19 protein-coding genes and 1 tRNA gene are annotated in these 21,740 nt (G+C 71.2%); 5 read left to right on the top strand and 15 right to left on the bottom strand.

The features are described from left to right. Positions 1 to 27: 27 nt before the first annotated feature. From cobA to cobC, 3 genes are read right to left on the bottom strand one after another with little or no spacing between them, the layout of a single operon-like run. Positions 28 to 1,233: a uroporphyrinogen-III C-methyltransferase gene (cobA, locus tag EP757_RS15910; RefSeq protein ID WP_127546854.1), complete on the bottom strand. Its 1,206-nt coding sequence runs from the start codon at positions 1,231 to 1,233 to the stop codon at positions 28 to 30. Then, positions 1,230 to 2,282, bottom strand: a complete 1,053-nt coding sequence (gene cobT, locus EP757_RS15905) for a nicotinate-nucleotide--dimethylbenzimidazole phosphoribosyltransferase (protein ID WP_127546852.1) — start codon at positions 2,280 to 2,282, stop codon at positions 1,230 to 1,232. The genes cobA and cobT overlap by 4 nt, the downstream gene beginning before the upstream one ends. After that, positions 2,279 to 3,331, bottom strand: coding sequence for an Rv2231c family pyridoxal phosphate-dependent protein CobC (gene cobC / locus EP757_RS15900; protein ID WP_127546850.1), 1,053 nt, complete (start codon positions 3,329 to 3,331; stop codon positions 2,279 to 2,281). Before cobC ends, cobT begins: the two co-directional genes overlap by 4 nt. 83 nt (positions 3,332 to 3,414) lie before the next feature. Between cobC and EP757_RS15895 the strand changes: the two genes are divergently transcribed. Next, positions 3,415 to 5,559, top strand: a complete 2,145-nt coding sequence (locus EP757_RS15895) for a transglycosylase domain-containing protein (protein ID WP_127546848.1) — start codon at positions 3,415 to 3,417, stop codon at positions 5,557 to 5,559. A 176-nt stretch (positions 5,560 to 5,735) separates the two neighbouring features. On the opposite strand, the gene EP757_RS15890 is transcribed toward EP757_RS15895, so the two are convergent. Beyond that, on the bottom strand, positions 5,736 to 6,347 hold the full coding sequence (locus EP757_RS15890) for a TIGR03086 family metal-binding protein (RefSeq protein WP_127546846.1): 612 nt from the start codon (positions 6,345 to 6,347) through the stop codon (positions 5,736 to 5,738). Positions 6,348 to 6,472: 125 nt separating this feature from the next. Beyond that, positions 6,473 to 8,713, bottom strand: a complete 2,241-nt coding sequence (locus tag EP757_RS15885; RefSeq protein ID WP_232050527.1) for a cobyrinate a,c-diamide synthase — start codon at positions 8,711 to 8,713, stop codon at positions 6,473 to 6,475. A gap of 133 nt (positions 8,714 to 8,846) precedes the next feature. On the opposite strand from EP757_RS15885, the gene EP757_RS15880 reads away from it, so the two are divergent. Together EP757_RS15880 and EP757_RS15875 are read left to right on the top strand one after the other, a co-directional pair. After that, complete coding sequence (locus EP757_RS15880; RefSeq protein WP_127546842.1) at positions 8,847 to 9,689, top strand: SURF1 family protein; 843 nt, start codon at positions 8,847 to 8,849, stop codon at positions 9,687 to 9,689. 8 nt (positions 9,690 to 9,697) lie between these two features. Further along, positions 9,698 to 10,042: a hypothetical protein gene (locus EP757_RS15875; RefSeq protein WP_232050526.1), complete on the top strand. Its 345-nt coding sequence runs from the start codon at positions 9,698 to 9,700 to the stop codon at positions 10,040 to 10,042. Here EP757_RS15875 and EP757_RS15870 read toward each other — a convergent pair. The 9 genes from EP757_RS15870 to EP757_RS15830 form a co-directional block, all read right to left on the bottom strand. Next, positions 10,011 to 11,540 (bottom strand): ATP-dependent DNA ligase, encoded by a 1,530-nt coding sequence (locus EP757_RS15870; RefSeq protein ID WP_174262400.1) that lies wholly within the window; start codon positions 11,538 to 11,540, stop codon positions 10,011 to 10,013. The genes EP757_RS15875 and EP757_RS15870 overlap by 32 nt on opposite strands. 9 nt (positions 11,541 to 11,549) lie before the next feature. Continuing rightward, positions 11,550 to 11,798 (bottom strand): hypothetical protein, encoded by a 249-nt coding sequence (locus tag EP757_RS15865; RefSeq protein WP_127546836.1) that lies wholly within the window; start codon positions 11,796 to 11,798, stop codon positions 11,550 to 11,552. A 42-nt stretch (positions 11,799 to 11,840) separates the two neighbouring features. Then, positions 11,841 to 13,292 carry an FAD-dependent monooxygenase gene (locus EP757_RS15860; RefSeq protein ID WP_127546834.1) on the bottom strand — a complete coding sequence of 484 codons (1,452 nt, stop codon included), beginning with the start codon at positions 13,290 to 13,292 and terminating at the stop codon, positions 11,841 to 11,843. A 17-nt stretch (positions 13,293 to 13,309) separates the two neighbouring features. Continuing rightward, positions 13,310 to 14,656: a dipeptidase gene (locus EP757_RS15855; RefSeq protein ID WP_197725560.1), complete on the bottom strand. Its 1,347-nt coding sequence runs from the start codon at positions 14,654 to 14,656 to the stop codon at positions 13,310 to 13,312. A gap of 26 nt (positions 14,657 to 14,682) precedes the next feature. Continuing rightward, positions 14,683 to 15,765: a M48 family metallopeptidase gene (locus EP757_RS15850; RefSeq protein ID WP_127546830.1), complete on the bottom strand. Its 1,083-nt coding sequence runs from the start codon at positions 15,763 to 15,765 to the stop codon at positions 14,683 to 14,685. A gap of 79 nt (positions 15,766 to 15,844) precedes the next feature. Then, the gene (locus tag EP757_RS15845; protein WP_127546828.1) at positions 15,845 to 17,380 is read right to left on the bottom strand and encodes a cobyric acid synthase; all 1,536 of its coding nucleotides are present in this window, start codon (positions 17,378 to 17,380) and stop codon (positions 15,845 to 15,847) included. Then, the gene (locus tag EP757_RS15840; protein WP_174262399.1) at positions 17,364 to 18,344 is read right to left on the bottom strand and encodes a cobalamin biosynthesis protein; all 981 of its coding nucleotides are present in this window, start codon (positions 18,342 to 18,344) and stop codon (positions 17,364 to 17,366) included. Before EP757_RS15840 ends, EP757_RS15845 begins: the two co-directional genes overlap by 17 nt. Further along, on the bottom strand, positions 18,341 to 18,808 hold the full coding sequence (locus tag EP757_RS15835) for a hypothetical protein (protein ID WP_232050525.1): 468 nt from the start codon (positions 18,806 to 18,808) through the stop codon (positions 18,341 to 18,343). The genes EP757_RS15840 and EP757_RS15835 overlap by 4 nt, the downstream gene beginning before the upstream one ends. Before the next feature lie 265 nt (positions 18,809 to 19,073). Further along, positions 19,074 to 19,712 carry a single-stranded DNA-binding protein gene (locus EP757_RS15830; protein WP_127546826.1) on the bottom strand — a complete coding sequence of 213 codons (639 nt, stop codon included), beginning with the start codon at positions 19,710 to 19,712 and terminating at the stop codon, positions 19,074 to 19,076. A gap of 165 nt (positions 19,713 to 19,877) precedes the next feature. Between EP757_RS15830 and EP757_RS15825 the strand changes: the two genes are divergently transcribed. Both EP757_RS15825 and EP757_RS15820 read left to right on the top strand, forming a co-directional pair. Then, positions 19,878 to 20,936 (top strand): alpha/beta hydrolase, encoded by a 1,059-nt coding sequence (locus EP757_RS15825; RefSeq protein WP_127546824.1) that lies wholly within the window; start codon positions 19,878 to 19,880, stop codon positions 20,934 to 20,936. A gap of 13 nt (positions 20,937 to 20,949) precedes the next feature. Next, a tRNA-Arg gene (locus EP757_RS15820) sits at positions 20,950 to 21,022 on the top strand. A 2-nt stretch (positions 21,023 to 21,024) separates the two neighbouring features. Here EP757_RS15820 and EP757_RS15815 read toward each other — a convergent pair. Further along, positions 21,025 to 21,738 carry a site-specific integrase gene (locus EP757_RS15815; protein WP_127546822.1) on the bottom strand — a complete coding sequence of 238 codons (714 nt, stop codon included), beginning with the start codon at positions 21,736 to 21,738 and terminating at the stop codon, positions 21,025 to 21,027. Positions 21,739 to 21,740 lie beyond the last annotated feature (2 nt).

The raw sequence follows: 21,740 nt of genomic DNA, 5'->3' as shown, positions 1-21,740 counted from the left end.
CTTTGTACGCCGGCGGCAGCGTGCGGATCACCCGACCGGCAGGAACCCGTCCGCCACCCGGACCACGTCTCCGATGACGACCACCGCCGGGGGACGGATGCCCGCCTGCTTCACGTCCTCGGTCACGGCGCCGAGCGTGCTGCGCAGCGACCGCTGATGCGCGGTCGACCCCTCCTGCACCACGGCGACCGGGGTCTCCGCGGACCGGCCCTCGGCGATCAGCCGCTCGGCGATCTTCGGCAGGTTCTTCAAGCCCATCAGCACCACGAGCGTGCCTTTGAGCCGGGCCAGCGCCGCCCAGTCGACGAGCGAGTCCGGGTGCTCCGGCGGGATGTGCCCGGAGACCACGGTGAACTCGTGCGCCACCCCGCGGTGGGTGACCGGGATGCCGGCCAGCGCGGGCGCCGCGATCGAGCTGGTCACGCCGGGCACCACGACCACCGGCACGCCGGCCTCGGCGCAGGCGAGCGCCTCCTCGCCGCCACGGCCGAAGACGAAGTTGTCGCCGCCCTTGAGCCGGACCACGAACTTCCCCTGCTGAGCCCGGTCCACCAGGATCCGGTTGATCTCCTCCTGCGCCGCCGACGGCCCATACGGGATCTTGGCAGCGTCGATCAGCTCGACCTCCGGGCGCAGCTCGCCGAGGAGCACGCCGGGCACCAGCCGGTCGGCGACCACCACGTCCGCGGCGGCGAGCAGCCTGCGGCCCTTCACCGTGATCAGCTCCGGGTCGCCGGGGCCGCCACCCACCAGCGCCACGCCCTTGAACTCCGGCGCGGCCACGGGCGTCGCCTCCAGCGCGTGCGCGACCAGGTCACGGACCGCCATCGCCCGGCGGCGGTCACCACCGTCGGTCACCGCGACGGTCACCTGGCCGTGACGGGTCACCGCCGGCGTCCACGCCGTCGCCGCGTCGCGGTCGTCCGCTCGTACGCAGAAGGTCCTCGAAGCCTCCGCCGCCGCACTCACCTCGGCGGCAGCGGCCGGGTCGTCGATCGCGACATGGACGAGCCACGCGCCCTCGACGTCCGCCGGCGCGAAGCGGCGCGGCGTCCAGACCGCCCGGCCGGCGTCGACGTGCGACTGCAGGGCCGGGGTGAGCTCGGGCGACACGATCTCGATCAGCGCGCCCGCGGCGATCAGCGCCGGGACACGGCGGGTGGCGACGGAGCCGCCGCCGACCACCAGGACACGGCGGCCCTCGAGCCGCAAAGCCATCGGATAAAGGCTCATTTCTCGGACACTCCCGCACTGTCGAACGTCGCAACCTCGTGCAGCACCCGCACCGCTGCCGACACGACCGGGAGGGCCAGCACCGCGCCGCTGCCCTCACCCAGGCGCATGCCCAGGTCGAGCAGGGGTTCGAGGCCCAGGTGAGCGAGCGCCACCGTCGCGCCCGGCTCGGCCGACCGGTGCCCGGCGACCATGGCGGCCACCGCGTCCGGGGCGAACGCGGCGGCGGCGAGGGCGGCCGAGGCGGCGATCACGCCGTCCACGATCACCGGCACGCGGTGCTCGGCCGCGCCGAGGACGAAGCCGGTCAGCGCGGCGTGCTCGAGGCCGCCGACCGCGGCGAGCACGCCGAGCGGGTCGGCCGGGTCCGGGGTGTGCCGGGCCAGCGCGGCGGCGACCACAGCGGTCTTGCGCGCCAGCGTCGCGTCGTCGATGCCGGTCCCGCGACCGGTGACCTCCGCCGGATCGGTGCCGGTGAAGACCGCGATGAGCGCTGCGGCAGGAGTCGTGTTGGCGATACCCATATCGCCGGTGAGCAGGCACTTCGCGCCGGAAGCGACGAGCTGGGCGGCCACCGCGGCGCCGAGTTCGACGGCGGCCAGCGCCTCCTCGCGGGTCAGCGCCGGCTCCACGGTCATGTCCCGGGTGCCGCGCCGGATGTTCGCGTCGAGCAGGTTCGGCCCGCCGTGCAGCGGGATCGCGACACCGGCGTCGACCACCATGACGTCCGCGCCGGCCTGCCGGGCGAACGCGTTCACCACGGCGCCGCCGGCCACGAAGTTCGCCACCATCTGCGCGGTGACCTCCTGCGGCCAGGGGGTGACGCCCTGGGCGTGCACGCCGTGGTCGCCGGCGAAGACCGCGACGGTCGCCGGGGACGGCATCGGCGGCGGGCAGACACCGGCCAGGCCGGAGAGCCGGGCCGACAGCTCCTCCAGGACGCCCAGCGAACCGGCCGGCTTGGTGAGCCGGGTGTGCAGCTCGCGGGCGGCGGCGACCGCTTGCTCGTCGGCGGGCCGGATGGCGGCCAGGGTGGTCTCCAGCGTCACGATCGCTCCTCGATCACTTTCGTCAGAGTCTGCACGAATCCGTCTGTGGTGGCAGTGTCGCGCACCGCAATCCTGAGCCAGTCCGGGCCCAGCCCGGGGAAGGTGTCGCCCCGGCGTACCGCATAGCCGCGTTCGCGCAGCTCAAGCCGTATCCGGTCGGCGTCGGGCAGGCGGATCGTCACGAAGGCGCCGGCCGGTTCGCCGGCGATGGTGACGCTCGGCACGTTCCGGAGGCTGTCCACCAGGTGGGCACGCTCCTTCGCCATCACCGCGGCGATCTCCCGTTCGGCGGCGACCGCGACCGGGGACGCGCAGGCCGTCGCGGCGGCCAGGGCCGGGGTGGAGACCGCCCACAGCGGCTGGACCTGGTTCGCTCTCTCCACGAGATCGCCCGGGCCGAGCAGGTAGCCGATCCGCAGTCCGGCCAGGCCCCACGTCTTGGTGAGGCTGCGCAGCACGACCAGTCCCGGCAGGCCGCGCTCCTCCGCGAGGGATTCCGGCTCATGATCCACACCGGGCCGGTGGGTGGTGTCCGCGAACGCCTCGTCGACCACCAGGATCCGCCCCGGGCGGGCCAGCTTCGCGATGTCGGCGGCCGGGTGCAGCACCGATGTCGGGTTCGTGGGGTTGCCGACGAAGACCAGATCGGAGTCGTCCGGCACGAGCGCCGGGTCGAGGCGGAAACCGTCCTCCTCGCGCAGCAGCACCCGATCCACCCGGTGTCCCGCGTTCAGCAGCGCCGCCTCCGGCTCGGTGAACTGCGGATGCACCACGACCGGGCGGCGAACGCCCCGGAACGCCTGGGCCAGCAGCACGAACGCTTGCGCGGCGCCGGCGGTGAGCAGCACCTCGGACGGATCCCGGCGGTGCCTGGCCGCCACGGCCGCGGTGGCCGTACGGGAATCGGGGTAGCTTCTGAGATCTTGGAGGGACGCGGCGAGAGGCTCGCTGAGCCAGGCCGGGCGGGGCTGATGCCGCACGTTGACCGCGAGATCGATCAGGCCCGCACCCACCTCGGCGTCGCCGTGATGATCAAGGTCGAACGTCATGCCCACAGCATGCCGGACACTTCTTACCGTCTGACTTCGGCTGTTTCGGTAGAACATGAACCCCTTTGTCCTACCGTCAAGGAGTGACGAGCCGACGCCTCACCGTAGCCGGAAGAGTCGCCCTTCTAGTCCGGGCCGGACTCATCTCGGGCCTGGTCATCGCCGGCCTCTCCTATCCCCTGGCGGCGCTCGCCGGGATGGGGGTCAAGGCCGGCAGCGATGCCCTGGAAGCCATGCCGGTGGAACTGACCGAGGTGCCGACCGCGCAGACCACCTACGTCTACGCCAACGACGGCAAGACGCTGCTCACGATGTTCTACGAGGAACACCGCAAACAGATCGCCCTCAAACAGATGTCGCCGTACATCACCAAGGCGATCGTGGCCTCCGAGGACGCCCGCTTCTACGAGCACAACGGGGTCGACGCCAAGGGCGTGGCCCGCGCGTTCGTGGCGAACCAGCAGGCCGGCGGCGTCTCCCAGGGCGCGTCCACGCTCACCATGCAGTACGTCCGGATGGCCCTGCGGGACAGCGCGCGCACACCGAAGGAGGCTCTCGAAGCCACCGAGCAGACCGCGGCCCGCAAGCTGCGCGAGATGAGGCTCGCCATCGAGGTCGAACAGCGGCTCAGCAAGGGGCAGATCCTGGAGCGGTACCTCAACGCCGCCTACTTCGGGCACCGCGCTTACGGGATCTTCGCCGCCTCGCAGGTGTTCTTCTCGAAGGCGCCGAAGGACCTCACCCTCACCGAGGCCGCGCTGCTCGCCGGCCTGGTCAAGGCGCCGTCGGCGTACGACCCGGCGACCAAGGACCAGCGGGCCGCCAAGCAGCGGCGCAACTACGTCATCGACCAGATGCTCAAGATGGGCTCGATCACGCCGGAGCAGGCCGCCGCCGCCCGCCGCGCCAAGATCAAGCTGACGCTGACCGCCCCGCCGAACGACTGCGTCTCGGTGTCCCGCAAGCACAACGACTGGGGCTTCTTCTGCGACTACTTCAAGGCCTGGTGGCGGGAACAGCCGGCGTTCGGCGGCAACGCCCAGGAACGCGAGGAGAACCTGCGCCGCGGCGGCTACCGGATCGTCACCTCCATCGACCCGGAGATCCAGGGGTACGCGATGGAACACGTCCTCGACAAGGAGAAGCGGAACAGCCCGTTCGCGCACGGCGAAGTCGTCGTCCAGCCCGGCAGCGGGCGGGTCCTGGCGATGGCCGTCAACCGGCGGTACTCGCTGGACCAGCAGGACAACGGCCGGCACAGCGACTGGCGGACCGAACGCGGCACCCGCGGCAACTACCCGAACACCGTCAATCCACTGCTCGGTGGCGGCGACATGGCCGGCTACCAGGCCGGATCCACCTTCAAGATCTTCACGATGCTCGCCGCGCTGGAAGCCGGACTACCGCTGCGCACCTCGTTCTACTCCCCGGAACGGTTCTACTCGCAGTACATCACCGCGCCCGGCCCGGCCACCTGCGGCACCCACTGGTGCCCGAAGAACTCCAGCAAGTCGATGACCGGCACACAGAACATGTGGAGCGGCTTCGGCAAGTCCGTGAACACGTACTTCGTGCAGCTCGAACAGCGGGTCGGCGCGGAGAAGGCGGTGAAGATGGCGGAACGGCTCGGCCTGCGCTGGCGCACCGAGGTGGACCGTCGCCTGGCCGGGCCGGGACACGCCTCCGGCTGGGGCGCCTTCACCCTCGGCGTCTCCGACGCCACCCCGGTCGAGATGGCGAACGTCTTCGCCACACTCGCCGCGGAAGGCATGTACTGCCAGCCCACACCGGTCATGTCGATCCGCAACCCGGACGGCAGCCACGCCATCCACGACGACAAGCTGATCGCCGCCCCGCGCTGCCACCGCGAGATCACCGCGAACGTGGCCCGCGCCGCCACCGACGCCGCCCGCTGCGTCACCGGGTACGGCTCGGCGCGCGGCAGCTGCGGCGGCTGGGGCACCTCCGAGATGGTCCACGGCATCCTGGGCCGCCCGGTGGCCGGCAAGAGCGGCACCACCGACGGCAACAAGACGGCGTGGTTCAGCGGTTACACCCCTCAGCTGGCGGCCTCGGCCTTCGTAGCCGACCCCGACAACCCGGAACACGTGGTCGGCACAGGCCGGGGCACCATCTCCAAATTCACCGTCGCGCAGACGCTGAGAGACGCCCTGAAAGACGAGCCGAAGAGGAAATTCACCCCACCCCCGGACAAACTCGTCTGGTAACCATGGCGGGGGCCGACGTCGACGTGGCCGGCCTCCAACCCGTCAGCCACCCCCGGCCGCCGCGTTCCCTCGAACCGGCGGCCGGCCCTTTCCCACCGTGCCCTCTCCGCGCCCGCCCAGGCCGGCGGCCGCCCGGACCGCCCGGACCCGGCCCACCCCGCCGGCTCAGCGACCGCTCAGCTGGCCCGGCGGATCGGAGCCCGGCGGCGGGGTGGTCGCCAGGCTGGGTCGCGGCCGGTCAGGGCCACGGCGTGGAGGAGCGGGTCGTCGTCGCTGTTGGTGGGGCGCATCGGGCCGAAGAGTCCCGGTGTCCCGTCGGCGGGGCCCTGCGACAGGAAGTCGACCAGCACGTCGAGGGCGCGCGGATCCGCCGCGAAGTCCTGGCCGGTCGATCTCGCGAGGTCCCAGCCGTGGATGACCAGCTCGGTCATCGCGAAGATGCCCATGTCGGTAGCCGGCAGCGTGGCCCCGCCGACCGAAGCCGTGCCGCTCCAGGCGGCCGGGTCGCGCCACGCCGTGGCCAACTCCTCCAGCAGCACCGGCAGCCGGCTGCGCCAATGACGCGACAGGTGCTCGGCCGACGGCTCCACGGCCGGTCCGCCCGGACCACGCTTGCGGGCGCCCTGCGCGAACGCGTAGGACAGCCCCATCAGATGATCGAGCAGAGCCGCGACCGGCCAGCCGAGGCAGGGCGTCGGCGCCGTCAGATCTCTCTCGTCGACCCCGAGTAGTAGAGCCCTGATCTGGCGAGCCGGCGGATCGAAATCCAGCGGCACACGATCGGCCACGATGCCCTCCTTCGGTTGTCGTGTACCTCACGGTACGAGGGGGGTACGACAACTTCCGGCCGCGGCGATCGGCTTTCGCACGCAGGGCGGTTTCCGGCTTCGAAGGCTGGTCAGCGGGCGGTTTCTCAGGAGTGGATCGGGATGTCCGCGGTAGGCCGGTTCTCCGGGTTCCCCGACGGCCCCTGCCCCTGTCCCGGCGCCAGAACAGGCCCTTGATTGAGCGGCGGCATCCCAGGGCCGGACATCCCGGAGTCACGCTGCAGGCCATCCCCGGACTGCATCCCCTGACCGGATTGCATCTCGGGACCTGATTGCATGCCCGGGCCGGACTGCATGCCATAACCAGGCTGCATATTCGGGCCGAACGCCGGGACGCCCGAGGGCATCGAGGGTGCGAAGCCGGGCATACCGGGCCCCGAGTTCGGGCCGGGCAGCCCTGGGCCGGAATGCGGACCGGACGACCCTGGACCGGAATGCGGACCGGACGACCCCGGACCGGAATGCGGGCCTGGCATGCCAGGACCCGAGTGCGGGCCGGGCATCGGCGGCATCAGGGGGCCGTTGCCGGAATGCATCGGCACCGGACCCGTCGGGCGCTCGCCCATCGAACCGCCGGCGCGGTCGATCATCGGGCCACCCGGGCGGTCGGGCATCGGGACCGGGCCGGTGGGGCGTTCCGGCATCGGTACGGGGCCGGTCGGGACGTTGCCGGGCGGCATCGAAGTCGGCGGCTGCATCCCTGAGCCAGGCATCGACTGTCCGGGCATCGACTGAGGCACCGGCTGAGGCATCGTCTGCGGTCCCGGCTGAGGCATCGGCTGCGGCGGCATCGGCTGCGGCGGCATCGGCGGCATCGCTGGAGGCTGCGGCGGCATGGATGAGGGCTGCATCGGCTGCGGAGGCATGGACTGAGGTGGCATCGGCTGCGGCGGCATCGACTGCGGAGGCATGGGCTGAGGCGACGACGGCATCGGCTGCTGCGAGGACGCCGGCGCCGACGGGCTGGATAGGCCCGTGCCGTTCGACTGCTGAGCGCCGTTGAGCGCGGCCGCCACCAGGCGCTTGGCGATCTCCGGCGCGGCGGCCCAGTGCAGGCCCAGCTGGGAGGCGTGGACCTGGCGCCAGACGAAGCCTTCCGGATTGCCGCCGGACCAGGTCCAGGCCGGGTTGGCGCCGGCGCGGGGGGCGACGATCGAGCGGTGTTGTTTGTAGCCGGTGATGCGCGCGCCTGCCGGGGCCAGCACCGACGTACCGGGGGCGGTGGCTTCGCGGTAGCCGGCGACGGTCTGTTCGCCGGTGGTCGCGGTGGCGTCGAGCACGCCGCACATCGGGCGGCCGTCCAGCTCGCGGGTCAGCCACGGGAAGGCGATGCCCTCGGCGACGACCGGCCGCCCGTCACGGGCGAACTGGGCGACGGCCGCGCTGAGGCGGTGGTTGGCGGAGAGCTCCTCGGCGTACCCCTCCGGCAGGCCCGCGCCGACGATCAGGCCGCGGGTGCCCGGCGGGAGGGCCTCGTCGCGCAGCGGGTCGATCACGGCGACGTCGGCGCCGGCTGCGGCCAGGAGTTCGGCGGTCTCCACGTACGTGTAAGGGGCGCCCTGCCCACCGGCCAGCGCGATGACCGGGCGCTGATCGAAGTCGTCGAGGCCGCCGAGGGCCTCGGCCGGGGACCAGAGCGGGCCGGGGAGCGGCGGCGCGGACGCGGCCAGGGCCATCAGCCGGTCCATGTCGAGCATTGTGGCGACGGCCTCGCCGAGCCGGCGGACCGCCCGGGCGGCCTCGACCGTCCGGTGCGCGACCGGCACGAGGCCGTGCGCCCGAGCGGGCAGGACGTTCGGCAGCTCACCGCGGTGCAGCGCACCGAGGACCGGCATGCCGATGTCGTCCATGGCGCTGCGCAGCATCTGCTCGTGCCGGGCGGAGGCCACCCGGTTCAGGATGACGCCGTTGAGGTGGACCATCTCGTCGAACATGCGGAACCCGTGCACCAGCGCGGCCAGCGAATGACCCATCGCGGCCACGTCCACGACCAGCACGACCGGTGCCCGCAGCGCCGCCGCGACCGCGGCGGTGCCGTCCACCTCGGGCTGCCCGGTGAGGCTGTCGAAGAGGCCCATCGCGCCCTCGACGACGGCCAGCTGGCTGCCGGCGGCGCCGTGCAGGAAGAGCGGGGCCACCCGCTGCGCGCCGACCAGCCGCGGGTCGAGGTTGCGGCCGGGGCGGCCGGCGGCGAGTCCCAGGTACGCCGCGTCGGTGTGATCCGGGCCGACCTTGAAGCCCGCGGCCGGGATGCCACGCGCCGCTATGGCGGCGAGCAGCCCGACCGCGATCGCTGTCTTGCCGTGGCCCGACGACGGCGCGCTCACGACCAGACGAGGCTGGGTGATCAATGTCTCCCCCGAGGATTCCGCTGTCGGCGGCCGCGTGGTAACGACTGCCGGATGTCGCAGACTACCTGGCTGCGGCGGGCCTTACTGTCGCGCCAGGTAGCCTCGGGGGGTGTACCGGTTCCTGCTGACGCCCCGCTGGCTCGCCGCGGCCGCGCTGACCGTCGTCGCTGCCATCGTCATGGTGATGCTCGGCAACTGGCAGCTCCGCCGGTACCACGAACGCACCGAAATCAATGACCGGATCGACTCGGCGAACTCGGTCGAGGCCGTCCCGATCACCTCGGTGCTCTCCGCCCCGACCGCTGCCGGCACTCCCGGCTCCGCGCCCGGCAAGTCTCTGGCCTGGACAAAGGTCACCGTGACCGGCCGCTACGACCAGGCGACCGAGATCCAGGCTCGTGGCCGGACGGTCGACGGCGAGGTCGGCTTCGAGATCGTCACGCCGCTGATCCTGGACGACGGAACTGCTGTCCTGGTGGACCGCGGCTGGGTTCCGGCCGGCGAGGGCGGCGCGCTGGCGGCCCCGGTGGCCCCGGCAGCTCCATCCGGTCGGGTGACAGTGGTCGGCCAGATCCACCTGTCGGAAAGCCGACCTGCCCCGGTCGAGCGACGGGACGGCCGGCTGGACACCCGACGGGTCAGTATTCCTCGTCTCGCCACCGAGCTGCCGTTCCCGGTCTACGGCGCCTACGTCCTGCTGACCGAGCAGACCCCGGCTGCCGACCCGGCGTTCGTCCCGATTCCGATCTCGCACGAGGACGCCTGGCAGAACGGCGGCTATGCGGTGCAGTGGTGGATCTTCGCGGGCATGGCGTTCGTGCTGTTCGGATGGCAGGCACGCCGTGAGGCGCTCGGCCTGAACCCTCAGGCGCCGACGAAGGACCCCCAAGCGCCGGTGGAGGACCGGGTGGCGGCCGCTGACCAGCGACGTGCGGAAAAGGCCGAGAAGTGACCGGCCCGGTGATCGTTCAGATCGCCGAGATCGAGATCACGTCCTCCCTGGTGCGCACGCCGGTCGGCGATCTTCCGCTGTCGGGTTCGCACTGGCAGGTCACCGACCAGTGGTACGGCCGGCGGCAGACCCCCACCTGGGCCAAGATCGCCGCGTTCGCCGGGATCTGTTTCACCGCCGGGCTGAGCCTGCTGCTCCTGCTCTACAAGGAGACCGTCCCGCAGGGCACGATCAACGTGACGGTGATGAGCGGCACCAGGCAGTACGTCGCCCGCGTCCCGATCCAGCGCGAATCCGACGCCACCACGATCAACCAGCAGGTCAACTATGTCCGGAGCCTTGCAGCGCTCTGACCGTCTCGATGGTGTCGGCCTCGTGGGCGGACTTGTCCTCCCGATAACGCAGCACCCGGGCGAACCGCAGCGCCACCCCGCCCGGGTAGCGCGGTGACGTCTGCACCCCGTCGAACGCGACCTCGACCACCTGCTCCGGGCGGACCCGCACGACCCAGCCGTTGTCGTCGACGGCGAGTTCCTTGAACCGCTCGGTCTGCCAGCGCAGCAGCTCGTCGGTGAGGCCCTTGAACGTCTTGCCGAGCATCACGAACCCGCCGGTGGACGGGTCGCGCGCGCCGAGATGGAGATTCGAGAGCCAGCCGCGGCGGCGGCCGTGCCCCCACTCGACGGCGAGGACCACGAGGTCGAGGGTGTGCCGGGGTTTCACCTTCACCCAGGCGGCTCCGCGGCGCCCCACGTCGTAGGGCGCGTCCGGCGCCTTCACGACGACGCCCTCCTGGCCGGCGGCGAGCGCGGCGGCGAAGGCCGCGGCAGCCTCTTCCTCCGACGAGACGGTGTGCCGCCCCACGATCAGCGAGGCGGGGAGCGCGTCGGCGAGCGCGGCCCAGCGGACCCTGCCCGGCTCGTCGAGCAGATCCACTCCATCGAGATGAAGAACGTCGAAGAAGTACGGAACAAGCGATATATCCGACTTGCCGCGCGTCGCCGCCCGACTCGACGTCTCCTGGAACGGCAACGGCCGGCCATCGGGGCCCAGCCCCATCGCCTCCCCATCGAGCACCGCCGACCGCAACGGCAGAGCCTTGACCGCGGACACCACCCCGGGCAACCGGGCGGTGATGTCGTCGAGGCTGCGGGTGAAGACGGCCACCTCGTCGCCGGACCGATGCACCTGGATGCGGATGCCGTCGAGCTTCGTGTCGACGACGGCCGGTGCGCCGGTGGCCAGCAGGGCGGCGGCCACGTCGGGGGCGCTGCTCGCCAGCATCGGGCTCAGCGGGGTGCCCACCCGGAGGTGGATCTCGGCGAGGGCGGCGGCGCCTCCGGTCAGCGCGGCGGACGCGACCTGTTTGAGGTCGCCGCAGAGCAGCAGCGCCCGGCGGACGGCGACGGCCGGAACCGCAGCGGCCGCGGCCACCGCCTCGGCCAGCAGCCCGGCCTGGGCGCCCTGGCGGAGCTCGCCGCCGAAGAGGCCGACGAGGAGACGCTGCTCGTCGGCGGTGGCGGCGGCGAAGAGCGCGCCGATCAGCTCACGCCGGCGGGCCTGCGAGCCGGCGCCCGCGACCACCGAGATCTCGGCGATGGCGGTGTCGACGGCGGCGACCGTCAGCGACGGCTCGGCTGCGGGCGGCGGCAGGTCACGCAGAGCGGCGTAGCCCACGCCGGTCTGCCGCTGGCGCAGCTCACCGGCGAGGAACGCCGCGCCGGCCGTGATCTCGTCCGGCTCCAGGCGGCGCAGTGCGTCGGCCAGCAGCTCGATCTTGGCTTTGCGGCCGGAGGTCGAGCTGACGGCCGCCGAGGTGGCAGCGATGTCGAGGAATCGCACGGAACCCATCCTCGCAGTTCACGCCGCTCGGGGCTCGCTGACGCTCAGGCCACGCGCCCGGACCGACTCGGCGACCCGGCTGAGCTCGGCGTCGAGGGCGCACAACACTTTGGAGAGATCCTCGAGATGGTCGTGGAGAGTGTCGTCGTCCCACCCGGAGACGTCGACGTCTCCCAGGGCCCGGGCGGCGGCACGCAGACGGGCGATCGACTCGATCCGATCGCGGGTCCGGAGGCGATCGAGCGACGGTGCAACAATCGAACGCATGTTCGAATCCTAACAGGATTGATCGCTCCACCACAGGAGGAATTAAGTCTGCGCGTACCGGAAACGCAGCTCCGCCTCGCCCGGCTCGGCACGCGCCGCCACGAACCCGTCCGGCCTGATCAGGTAAAGAAGCCCAGGTCGGAGCGGGGTTCCCGGGGCCGGCGGGAAGACGTGCACGGGCAGGCCCAGATCCGGCACGCTCGCCGCGTCCACTCCCCCGTAGGCGTGAACCTGCCACTCCGCAGCCCTCAGCACGGCGAAGTTACTCCCGGCCCAGGGCAGACGGCGGCCGACCACCGGATCACGGCGACCCTCGAAAGAAGCGAGACGGTAATGAATACGGGTCTGTGAGACGTACTGGAAAAGCCTTGATCCTGCTGATGAACGCGGCAGCACCCGCACTCCGATCGGGGCGATCAGCGGAACCGCGACGCGACGCAGCGTCCGCGCGGGCAGCCGGCCGGAGGTGATGAAGCCGAAGAGCCGATCCGTCGTCGCGACCAGTTTGCGCGCGACCGGCCGGCGCTCGGCCTCGTATCGATCGAGCCACCGGTCGCGGCGCCGCCCCCGCAGCACGTCGGCCAGCTTGAAGGCCAGATTGTGCGCATCCTGCAGACCGGTGTTCATCCCCTGCCCGCCGACCGGCGAGTGCACGTGAGCGGCGTCCCCGGCGAGGAAGAACGGACCGTCACGGAAGGCGGCGGCCACGCGATGATGCACCCGATATGTCGCAAACCATCGGGATTTTTCATAGGACACATTAAATGTACGGAGAAGCCGAGCGCGAGCATCGTCCTCTTCGAGATCATCGCCGCTGACCGCCCCGATCAGCCGCCAACGACCCGCCCCCGCCATCGGGAAGGCGACCATGAAATCGGTCCCGTTCGGCCGCGCGTTTATCGACTGAGCCACCAGCCCGGAGACTCCCGAGGCGTCCAGCACGAAGAAGTGGTGGGGATTGGTGACCCCTTCGAACGCGATCCGGCGCGCCTTACGGACCATCGAGTTCGCCCCGTCACAGCCGACGCAGAACCGGGCCCGGATCGTGTCGTTGCCGACCTTCGCCTCGATGCCCTGCTCGGTCTGCACGACGGCGGTCGCCGGCGTCTCCCAGGACACCTCACCGCCGAGTTTGCGCAGGTTGTCGTAGAGGATCTCCTCGTTCCGGCTCTGTTCGAGGATCTCGATGTACGGGTACGGCGTCACCTTCGTGCCGAGCGGGCCCAGCGGGATCCGGCCGAACGCGCGCGGGCCGAAGCCCGGCGCGAACGCCTCGGCCCGCCGGGCCGCGTCGAGCACCTGGTCGCCGATGCCGAGTTGGTCGTATATCTCCAGGCTGCGCGCCTGCACGACGAGCGCCCGGGATTCCCGGGTGGGCCCGTCCTTGGTGTCCGTGACGATCACGGCCACGCCCAGGCGGGTCAGCCAGTTGGCGAGCATCAGGCCGGTCGGACCGGCGCCCACCACCAGGACCTCACACGACAACTCGGCCATCCGGCCACCCCGTTCTCTTACTTCGACAAGGTCTCCGCCACGTTCTTCAGGAGCAGTGCCTCGGCGACGCAGACGCGCTCGAACTCGCCGAGGTGCAGGCTCTCGTCCGGGCCGTGGGCACTCGAGTACGGGTCTTCCACGCCGGTCACCAGGATCGCCGCGTCCGGGAAGAGCTCCTGGAACGTGGCGATGAACGGGATCGAGCCACCGACGCCCATGTCGACCGGCTCGGTGCCGTCCCAGGCCTCACGGAACGCCGCACGGGCGGCGTCGTAGACCGGACCGGTCGCGTCGATGACACAGGGCGACCCGTCGCTCTCCAGTTCGATCTTCAGAGCCGCGCCCCAGGGGACGTTCCGCTCCAGATGGTTCTTCACCGCCTCGAAGGCCGACTTCGGGTCCTCACCGGGCGCCAGCCGAACGCTGATCTTGGCCCGCGCCGACGGCTGCAAGGCGTTCGCCGCCTCCAGCGTCCGCGGCGCGTCGATGCCGAGAACCGAGATCGACGGCTTGGTCCAGATCCGGTCGGTGATCGTGCCCTTGCCGATGAGCTCGACGCCGTCAAGCATCCCGGCCTCGTGGCGGAACCGGTCCGCCGGGTAGTCGACGCTCGCGCCCTCCCGGCCGACCAGGCCCTCGACCGCGACCTCGCCGGACTCGTCGTGCAGCGTCGACAGCAGCCGGGACAGGGTGATCAGCGCGTCCGGCACCGGGCCGCCGAACATGCCGCTGTGCACGGCGCTCTTCAGCACCCGCACCTCGGCGAACAGGTTCACCAGGCCCCGCAGCGAGGTGGTCAGCGCGGGCTGCCCGATGTCCCAGTTGCCCGAGTCGGCGATCACGATCACGTCGGAGCGCAGCTCTTCGAGGTGCTCGTGGATGATCGTGTCGAGGGAGTCGGAGCCGTACTCCTCCTCGCCCTCGACGAAGACGACCACACCGACCGGGAGCTGGTCGCCGAAGGCACGCAGCGCGGCGACGTGCGCCATCACGCCGGCCTTGTCGTCGGCGGCGCCCCGGCCGTACAGCCGGCCGTCCCGCTCGACCGGCTCGAACGGGTCGCTGGCCCAGAGCGCGGGGTCACCGGCGGGCTGGACGTCGTGGTGCGCATAGAGCAGGACGGTCGGCGCGCCGGCCGGCGCCGCCTTCCGGCCGATCACTGCAGGCTGCCCGCCGTGGCGGACGATCTCGGTGTCGAGCCCGCACCCGCGCAACAGCTCGGCGACCGCCTCGGCGGAACGCTCGACGTGCGAGTGGTCGAAACCTTCAAAAGCGATGCCCGGGATCCGCACCAACCGTTCCAGGTCGGCGCGGACACCGGGCAACTCGCGCCGGATCGCGGCGCGCAGATCGGATTCACTCAGGCTCATGCCGCCGATGGTAGGCGCAATCAGTTCTCCGAGGCGCCCTCGCCGCCATTACCCTCTCGACCACGCCGCCGGGCCTCGCTCGCCCAGTTCATCGCGCGACCGGCTGCGGCCCCGGCCATGTCGGAGGCGCCGCCGCCGAACCGGCGGATCAGGCCGACCAGCGGGTCCTGCGAGTCCGAGAAGTCCTTCCGGTAGGCATTCGCCGCGTCCTTCACCGCCTCCGAGACCGAGGCGTCGCCGTCCGAGTCACGGTGCGGGTAGTCGCCGCCGAGGATCTGCGCGTATTCCCCCGAGTCGACCCACTTGCGCAGCTCAGCGGCGCGAGCAACGGGGACCGGGTGGGTGCTCCACGCGGTGATTCCGATCTTGTGGAAGCTGTCCCGCAGGTCGCCGCCGCCCTCGTAGTCGGCAGCCTGCTCAAGGAACGCGGCCGTGTCGATCTGCGACAGGTCGCCGCCGCCGGCCAGCTTCATCAGCAGCCGCAGCGAGGCGGCCGGGTCCTGACCGGCGAGCAGCCCGGCGCGGTCGGCGGAGAGCTCGGCCTTGCGCCACCACTCCAGCATCGCTCCGATGATCGCCCGCAGCGCGATCGCGCCGACCGGGATCCAGCTGATGTTCGCCGCCCAGCTGGTCAGGATCGACATGATGGTCTTGTAGACCGCGTGGCCGCTGCGCACGTGGCCCAGCTCGTGGCCGAGCAGCGCCCGCAGCTCGTCGTCGTCGAGCTTCTCCACGGCGCCCGTGCTGATCACGATGAACGGCTTGTCCAGGCCGATCGCCGAGCCGGTGATCATCGGGTTCTGCGTGACGTAGAGCTCCGGCAGGTCGGGCACGTCGAGCGTGCTGGCCGCCTCGGTGAAGCGCTGGTAGACCCGCTCGTATTGCCGGTGGTCGACGCGGATCGAGCCGGCCAGGTAGGTCAGCCGGAAACCCCGCTCGTTCCACATCCCGAAGAACGTCTTCACCACGTCGTCGAAGCCGCGCAGCTCACGCAGCGCGGTGAGGGCGCCGCGGTCGGCCGGGTGCTCCCAGGCCCGCGAGCTGATGCCGGTGAGGGTCACCCGGCGGCGAACCGGCGGGGTGGCATCGTCGGGGTTCGTCATCGATCTCGCCCTTTCCTAGAACCGCATCAGGCCAGCCCAACGTACGCCCGGGACGCAAGACTGTCGTCAGGGTCAACCCCTACGGAGCCCCTGGCGGCAGGAACGGCAGGCCGGCCGGCGCGCCCTGTTCGATCAGCCTCATCAGCGCGGCCGTGTCCAGGTGCTCCTCGACCAGATCACCCAGCACGTCCAGGGCGCGCTCGCGGATCGCCGCATATCGGGTGTCCGGCGCGACGGTGAAGCCGTGCCGGCCCGCCTGCTCGGCAGCCCGGGTCAGGAACCGGCGCCGGAACTCGTCCGACTCGAACGCGCCGTGCCAGTGCGTGCCGTGAACGTTTCCGGACACCGCACCCTCGGGACGGCCGTCGTGGTAGTGCAGCAGCGGTTCTGGCACGCCGCTCGACACGTACCCATGATGGATCTCATAGCCCTGCGCCGGAGCACCCAGACCGGCGCCTTCGACCCTGGCGAGCGTCTTCTGCCGCGCGAACGTCACCTCGACCGGGAGCAGGCCCAATCCCGGCACCGAACCCTGCCCGCTCTCCACCTCGTCGTGGATCCGCTCGCCGAGCATCTGGAAACCGCCGCAGATCCCGAGCAGCGGCTTCCCTGCCGCGGCATGCGCCAGCACCGCGTCGGCGAGTCCCGTCGCGCGCAGCCAGGCCAGATCACTAACGGTCGCTTTCGAGCCCGGCAGCACCACGAGATCAGCGTCGGCGATCTCGCCGGGCTCGATGGTCAGGCGCACCTGCACCCCCGGTTCGGCGGCGAGCGCCTCGGCATCGGTGGCGTTCGAGACGCGCGGCAGCCGGATCACCGCGACGCGCAGCCACTCGGTCCCGCGCGGCGGCCCCGGGCGCCCGAGCACCCGCCCGTAGGCGAGCGAGTCCTCGGCGTCGAGCCAGACGTCGGAGTGGAACGGCAGCACGCCGTGCACGGGCCGCCCGGTCGCCCGCTGTATCAGGTCGATCCCCGGCTGGAGCAGCCCGGAGTCGCCACGAAACTTGTTGATCACGAAGCCGGCGACCAGGTTCTGATCCTCCTCGGAGAGCAGCGCGAGCGTCCCGAAGAAGGCCGCGAAGACTCCACCGCGATCGATGTCACCGACGACGACGGCCGGCAGATTCGCCCGGCGGGCCAGCCCCATGTTGACGAAGTCGCCGTCCCGCAGATTGATCTCCGTGGGGCTGCCCGCGCCCTCGCAGATCACCGCGTCGTACTCCTCACGCAGCTCGTCGAGCGCCCGGAAAGCCACTTCGGAGAGTCGCGGCTTCAGCGATCGGTAGTTACGGGCCGTAGCCGTATCGACGGCTTCGCCGAGCAGCACGACCTGACTCGATCGATCACTTCCCGGTTTCAGCAGCACCGGGTTGAACCGCAGGTCAGGAGCGATCCCGCAGGCCGCCGCCTGCATGGCCTGAGCCCGCCCGATCTCCCCGCCCCTACCGTCCGCCCCGAGCACCACGACCGAGTTGTTCGACATGTTCTGCGCCTTGAACGGCGCCACCCGCACCCCGCTCCGATGCAGCCACCGGCAGATCCCCGCGGTCACCACACTCTTCCCAGCGTCCGAGGTGGTACCGGCGATCAGCAATCCGTTAGCGCGTGGGGTCACCCTGAGATTTTCCCGTACGCTCTCGATGTCGTATCGGGGTGGTCGCGGCCACGGCCCCGGCCAGGAGGGCGGCGACCGCCCCGACCGCGCCCGACAACCGGGCGGCCTTCCGCAGATGCGCAGCACCGGGCCGCGGCCCGTCGCCGAGGAACGGCCGCACCTCGGTACGCCCGAAGTAGACGTTCCGCCCACCCAGCCGGACCCCGAGCGCTCCCGCCATGGCCGCCTCGCACTGCCCCGAGTTCGGCGACGGATGATCTGCCCGATCGCGGCGCCACACCCGCAGCGTCTCCCGCGGCGACCCACCGGCCACGAACGAGACCGCCACGGTGATCAGCCCGGTGAGCCGGGACGGCCCCAGATTGGCGAGATCGTCGAGGCGGGCGGACGCCGTACCGAATCGCTCGTATCTCTCCGATCGATGACCGACCATCGCGTCGAGCGTATTGACCGCGCGGTAGCCCAGCAGGCCGGCCGGGCCGAACAGCGCACCCCAGAACAGCGGCGCCACCACCGCGTCCGACGTGTTCTCCGCGACCGACTCCACCGCCGCCCGCGCGAGTTCCGGCTCGTCCAGCGCCGACGGATCACGGCCGCAGAGGTGGTTGAGCCGGCCACGGGCGGCTTCCAGGTCGCCGGCTTCCAGGTGCCGGCCCATCGTCCGGCCCTCATGCCGGAGCGTGCGGGCCCCGAGCACGGTCCAGGTGGCCGCCGCGGTGACGGCGAACCGCGCGACCGGATGCCGGCGGGTGGCCCGGGACGCGGCGAGACCGGCCAGCACGGGCACGCCGACGGCGACAGCGGTGAAGACGGCGCCCCTCGCCCGGGTCGGCCGGTAGAGCCGGCGTTCGAGCGCGTCGGCCGCCGTACCGAATCCGGCGACCGGATGGAACCTGCGGGGATCGCCGACCGCCGCGTCCAGCAGGTAACCGGCGAGCAGCCCGGCCGCGTCGGCGGCCGTCACCGGCCGAACGGCGTGAGGTCGAACGCCCAGACCGCCAGGCCGCCGGGCTCCTCGGTCTCCTCCGGGTACGGCACCGGCTCCAGCTCGCCCCAGACGATCGACCCGGGCGCCCGGTCCTCCAGGAACTCGACGACGATGGCCCGCAGATCGTCGGTCACCCGATAGGCGTCGTCGAACGGCAGATCGCTCGGTTTGCACGTGCCGGCCGAGCACCGCAACTGCCCGGCGATGGCGTCGTGCCAGACGTAGAACGTGGCAGCGCCCTGATGTCCGGTCCCGGCCACCTGCTCGCGGAGCACGATGGCCGTCTCCTCGATGGTGGCGACCACCTCGTCCGCGGACAGGCCCATGCGCTCGTGGGGCGGCGCACCGAACCAGTTGGTGTTCGCGTTCTCGGCAGACGGGTCCTCCGGCGCGAGCACCACCGGTTCGCTCACGATGGCGCGGATGTCCTTCAACAGCACCCGTCCAGTTTGCCGGGTCGCACAGCCGGATACCCACCCGGGCCGTTCCGACTGGCGGCCGGAAGGCTCGGTCCGATCGGCCCATCCCGATAGAAGGATGCCGTCCACATGCGCAAAGCCCGCCCGATTACCCCTTTCTCGAAAAGTTAAACCCGCAACCGGCGGCCCGGCCCGATGACCCCTACCGGGCCGGGCCGCCGGGCGCCACCGCGCCGGGTACACAGCGGGAGACAGCTCCCCGGGCGGCGGCCATCCGGTAATGCCTCTAGGCGGCGACGGGCTCGCGCTTGGCGCCTCGCCGGGCACGCCGGGACTCGGTCAGCTGCTCCGGATCCGGCTCGGGCGTGCCGGCGTCCTCCTCCGCGGTGTCGTCGGCCAGCCCGGCCACGACCTCGACGAGCGGAGGCGCGGGCTCACTCGTCGCCGGAACGCCGTCCCCGTACGTCACCGGCGCCTCGGATTCACTGAGCGACTCCGACGCCTCGCCGCGCACCTGCGTATCCGCCTCGATGTCGTCGACGACGCTGAGAGCGGCCGGCTGCGCGTTCCGGTAGAACTTGCCCCGTCCGCGGCTCAGGTCGTGCCCGATCGAGAACGCCTCCATCTCGTACGAGATGCGCTTCCGCTTGTCGTCGTCGATCCAATCCCGCGTGAAGATCCGCCCGTAGACGATCACCGGATCCCCGACCCGGATCGACGACGTCACGCCTTCGGCGAGTCGGCGCCAGGCCGTGACCCGCACCCGCAGACTGTTGCCGTCGACCCACCGGCCGCTCTCCCTGTCGTAGCGGCGTGCCGTGGACGCGACCCGGAAGTTGGCCACGAGCTGCTGCGAGTTGGTGGTGCGCCGCCACTCGGGCATGGTGAGCACGTTGCCGACGATGACGATGTTTGTTTCGAACACTTCTCCTCCTCAGGACGTCGAGCGCATCGGTCGGCGGCCAGCCTGGCCGAGCTGGGCGATCTCCGCCGCCGGCCCTGTGGACGGTGGCGAATTGTGGATGAAGGTTCGGCCCGAGGGTCGATCTGTTATGGCGCGCCACCCCCTACTCGTGGGTAGCCTGAGGGCGTGGAGACCGATGTTCTGGGCTGGCCGTACGAGCGGCACACCATCGACCTGGGCCGCGACGACGAAGGACCGGTCGTGGCGACGCTGGTCCGGCGGCGCGCCGAGCAGCCGGCCAGGCGGGCCGTGCTGCACGTACACGGGTTCGTGGACTACTTCTTCCAGACCCACCTCGCCGACTTCTTCGTCGAACGAGGCTGGGATTTCTACGCGCTCGACCTGCGCAAGTACGGACGCAGCCTGCTGCCGCACCAGACGCCGAACTTCGCCCGCAGCCTGACCGAATACTTCCCCGAGCTGGACGAGGCGGCCCGGATCATCCGCGAGGACGACGGCAACGAGCAGCTGCTGGTCACCGGCCACTCGACGGGCGGCCTGATCACCTCGCTGTGGGCGCACGCGCGCTCCGGCCAGGGCCTGGTCGACGGCCTCTTCCTGAACAGCCCGTTCTTCGACTTCAACCTGCCGTGGGCGATGAAGCGGCCGCTCATGTCGATGATCCTGGCCGTGAACGGCCGGTCCCCGTACCGGAAGATGCCCACCTCCTCCCTCGGCCTGTACGGCCAGAGCCTGCACGCCGAGCACCAGGGTGAATGGACGTACGACCTGGCCTGGAAACCGATCCTCGGCTTCCCCGTCACGATGGGCTGGCTGAAGGCGATCCGCCGCGGCCAGGGCCGGCTGCGCGCCGGCCTGAAGATCGACGCCCCGATCCTGGTCGCCTGCTCGGACCGCACGTTCCGAGGCCGCGAATGGCACGAGGACGTACGGGTGACCGACGCCGTCCTCGACGTGGATCACATCACTCGCTGGGCGCCGGGCCTGGGACCGCGGGTGACCATCGCCCGCTTCAACGGAGGCATGCACGACCTCACCCTCTCGGGCAAGGAGGTCCGCGCCGAAGTGTTCCGTGAGCTGGCCCGCTGGACCGACGCCTTCCTCCCCATGCCCGGCACCCCCGAGGTCGAGATCCCACCCGCGCCCGAGGATCGAGCCGCCGTCGCGAAAGACCTGGAAGCGGCAGAGGCGGCGGTGGACGACAGATCCGGCACGACCGCCTAGTATGTGCAGGCCAGCGCTCGTAGCTCAGCGGATAGAGCAACGGACTTCTAATCCGTCGGTCGCGCGTTCGAATCGCGCCGGGCGCACGTTAAGAAGCGGCTTTGACCTGCTGTTTCTTGCTGTTAGTACGGGCTCGCGGGCTCCCCTTGGCCGGTGTGCCGGGGGTCTGTGAGCCCGAGGTGAGCCCGGCGGTTTTCTTGGCTTTCTGACGCGGGATCAGCCGCGCCGCCGCTTCCGCCGCCGACTGGGCAACCTCCGGCAGAACGCTCGTGTAGGTGTCCGAGGTGAGCGCGTACGACGAGTGCCCGAGCATGTCTTGCACGACCTTCATGTCCACGCCAGCGGCAAGAGCGAGGGTCGCCGCACCATGCCGCAGGTCGTGCAGCCGGATCGGCGGCAGCTCGCTCCGGCGGACCAGGCGATCGAAGTGATCCGACAGCCAATCAGGCTCTACCCACGCCCCATTCGCTTGGGTGAACACTCGTCCGCTGTCTAGCCATGCTTCGCCGGCCTTCAACTGCGCCTCCTGCTGTCGGAGGCGGTGACTACGGAGGACAGAGACCGTCACCACGTCCAGTGCGACCATGCGGTTTCCCGCGTCGCTCTTCGGTTCGGACTCCGCCACCTCGCCGTCATTGTCGACAAGCTGAATGGCGACCGTCATCGTGCGCCCTCGCAGGTCGACGTCTTCCCATCGCAGGCCGCATGCTTCACCCCGCCGGAGCCCGCTGACGCGCGGAAGGGATGCGCTGGCACGAGGGTCCCCGTCCGTGATCCCGACGTTGGAGCGCTCCTGAGCCAATG

Source organism: Actinoplanes sp. OR16, from assembly GCF_004001265.1.
Classification (GTDB): Bacteria; Actinomycetota; Actinomycetes; order Mycobacteriales; family Micromonosporaceae; genus Actinoplanes.
This window is presented reverse-complemented; position numbering and strand designations above follow the sequence as displayed.

Excerpts from the sequence above, each read along its gene's own strand:
- cobA (WP_127546854.1), bottom strand. The coding sequence starts at position 1,233 with ATGAGCCTTTATCCGATGGCTTTGCGGCTCGAGGGCCGCCGTGTCCTG.
- cobC (WP_127546850.1), bottom strand. The coding sequence starts at position 3,331 with ATGACGTTCGACCTTGATCATCACGGCGACGCCGAGGTGGGTGCGGGC.
- EP757_RS15870 (WP_174262400.1), bottom strand. The coding sequence starts at position 11,540 with ATGGGTTCCGTGCGATTCCTCGACATCGCTGCCACCTCGGCGGCCGTC.
- EP757_RS15865 (WP_127546836.1), bottom strand. The coding sequence starts at position 11,798 with ATGCGTTCGATTGTTGCACCGTCGCTCGATCGCCTCCGGACCCGCGAT.
- EP757_RS15860 (WP_127546834.1), bottom strand. The coding sequence starts at position 13,292 with ATGGCCGAGTTGTCGTGTGAGGTCCTGGTGGTGGGCGCCGGTCCGACC.
- EP757_RS15850 (WP_127546830.1), bottom strand. The coding sequence starts at position 15,765 with ATGACGAACCCCGACGATGCCACCCCGCCGGTTCGCCGCCGGGTGACC.